The sequence below is a fragment of the Albidovulum sp. genome (assembly GCF_049646345.1).
Taxonomy (GTDB): Bacteria; Pseudomonadota; Alphaproteobacteria; order Rhodobacterales; family Rhodobacteraceae; genus Albidovulum.
On record NZ_JBARVQ010000904.1, the window covers coordinates 1 to 2566 of the forward strand.

3 protein-coding genes are annotated in these 2566 nt (G+C 59.3%); all 3 read left to right on the plus strand.

The annotated features are described in order from the left end of the window. Nucleotides 1-954: peptide ABC transporter substrate-binding protein (locus tag WBB85_RS23565; protein WP_432640994.1), on the plus strand; the 954-nt coding region annotated here is incomplete at its 5' end. 61 nt (nucleotides 955-1015) lie between these two features. Then, nucleotides 1016-1939: an oligopeptide ABC transporter permease OppB gene (gene oppB, locus WBB85_RS23570; RefSeq protein ID WP_432640995.1), complete on the plus strand. Its 924-nt coding sequence runs from the start codon at nucleotides 1016-1018 to the stop codon at nucleotides 1937-1939. 25 nt (nucleotides 1940-1964) lie between these two features. Continuing rightward, a partial coding sequence (locus WBB85_RS23575) for an ABC transporter permease subunit (RefSeq protein WP_432640996.1) occupies nucleotides 1965-2566 on the plus strand: 602 nt, incomplete at its 3' end.

Consider the following 2566-nt stretch of genomic DNA (forward strand, 5'->3'; position numbering starts at 1 on the left):
GGCGAAAAGGTCGTGATGGAGCGCAACCCGATGTACTGGGATGATGAGCACACGATCATCACCAAGGCCACGGCGCTGACGATCAATGACGAAAACGCCGCCCTGACGCGCTATCTGGCTGGTGAACTGGATCGCACCCAAATTCCAACGGGCCAGTATCCGAAACTGAGTGCTGAGTATCCGGACGACGCCCATTCGGTACCGCAGTCCTGTTCTTACATCTACATGTTCAACCTCGATGAGGCGAAAGGGCCGGAAGCGCTGAAGGACATCCGCGTCCGCAAGGCTTTGTCCTATGCGATCGACCGCGACATCATCGTCGACAAGATCCTGCAAGGCGGTCAGTCGCCGTCCTACAACTGGACCCATCATGCAACGGCCGGGTTCGAGATGCCCGAGATCGACTATGCGGGCTGGACCCAGGAAGAGCGTCTTGCAAAGGCCAAAGAGCTTCTGGCCGAGGCTGGTTATGGCCCCGACAACCCGCTGAAGCTGACGCTGAACTACAACACCTCGGAAGGCCACAAGAAGATCGCCATCGCGGTGCAGCAGTTCTGGAAAGGCATCGGGGTCGAGATGACGCCGAACAACATGGAGTGGAAGGTTCATACCGACCGGATGCAGAACCAGGATTTCGAAGTGGCGCGTTATGCCTGGTGTGGCGACTATAACGAAGCCTCGACCTATCTCGACCTCTTCACCTCCTATTCGGGTCACAACAACGGCAAGTTCTTCAACGAGCGCTATGACGAGCTGATGAAAGAGTCGAAGACCTCGGAAAACCCGGCGCCTCTCTACAAGGAAGCCGAACAGATCCTCGCGGAGAATATGCCCTTCGCGCCGATCTATCAGTACACCAAGGTTGAAATGGTCAAGCCCGACATGCGCGGCATGAGTCTGAACAACCTGATGCAGAACTGGTACCTCAAGGACATGTATCGCGTCGCCAACTAAGGCGGCTTTTAAGGGGCACGCCTGACCGGCGCGCCCCACTTCCTTGCGGTGGGGTTCCCTCATGCTTTCCTATATCGCCAAGCGTCTGGCCATCGCCGTGCCGACGCTTCTTTTGCTCATCATCATCTCGTTCTTGCTGATGCATGCCGCACCCGGCGGCCCCTTCACGCAGGAACGTGCCCTGCCGCCGCAGGTGCTGGCCAATCTTGAGGCCAAATACGGCCTCGACCAGCCGCTCTGGAGGCAGATGGCCTCCTATATCTGGGGCATCGTTGCGCATTTCGATTTCGGCCCGTCCTTTATTTACAAGGACCGGACCGTGAACGAGATCATCGCTCAGGGTTTCCCGGTGACGCTGACCTATGGTTCGATTTCCTTCGCGCTGGCCGTTGTTGTGGGTGTTTCACTCGGCGTCGCCGCTGCGATCCGGCACAATACCTGGCTCGATTATCTCGCTGTCGGTGTGTCCATCGGCGCGCAGGTGCTGCCGAACTTCGTGATGGCGCCGATTCTGGTGCTGGTCTTCACACTCTGGCTGCGCTGGCTGCCGGGTGGCGGCTGGGAAGGTGGTCAGTGGCAATACATGATCATGCCGGTGGTCGCTCTTTCGACCTCATTCATGGCCTCGATCGCGCGGATCACCCGCTCTGCGATGCTGGAAGTGCTGAACTCCAACCACATCCGCACCGCCCGCGCCAAGGGCCTGCCCGAACGCAAGGTCATCCTGCGCCACGCGCTGAAGCCCGCGCTGCTGCCGGTCATCTCCTATCTCGGCCCCGCCTTCGTGACGATGATCACCGGCTCGGTCGTGGTGGATATGTATTTTTCCACCGGCGGCATCGGCAAAGCGTTCGTCGATTCTGCGCTGAACCGCGATTACGCGGTCATGCTCGGTGTCACGATCCTTGTCGGTGCGCTCACCATCCTTTTCAACCTCGTGGTCGATATCCTCTACGCCTGGATCGACCCGAAGATCAGGTACTGATGCCATGGTCGTTGATACGATAAAGATGAAAAGCCTGAGCGACCGGCTCGCCGCAGATGAGGTCAAGGGACGCTCGCTCTGGGCCGATGCGCGGTCGCGTTTCGTGCACAACAAGGCCGCTGTGGCGGGGATGATCATTCTCATCCTCGTCGGCCTCTTCGCGATCTTCGGCAATTACATCGCCGCCTGGTCGAACGAGGAGCTGGATTTCGGCGTGATGGGCCAGATCGCCGAGCTTGGCGGACCCTCGATCGAAAACGGCCACTATTTCGGCACTGACGATCTGGGCCGCGATCTGTTCGCGCGCACCGTTCAGGGCACGCGCATTTCGCTGATGGTCGGCATTGTGGGGTCGGCCATCGCGGTCATCGTCGGCACGCTTTACGGCGCCACGGCGGGCTATGTCGGGGGACGTGCCGACAACATCATGATGCGGGCCGTCGATATCCTGATGTCGATCCCCTACATGTTCGTGCTGATCCTGCTTCTGGTGATGTTTGGCCGCTCGATCTTCATGCTGTTTCTCGGCATCGGCCTGATCTCCTGGCTGGACATGAGCCGGATCGTGCGCGGCCAGACGCTGAGCCTGAAGCACAAGGAATTCATCGAAGCGGCACAGGCCACAGG

Bases quoted from the DNA above. Each gene is read 5' to 3' on its own strand.
- oppB (WP_432640995.1), top strand. From the start codon at position 1,016: ATGCTTTCCTATATCGCCAAGCGTCTGGCCATCGCCGTGCCGACGCTT.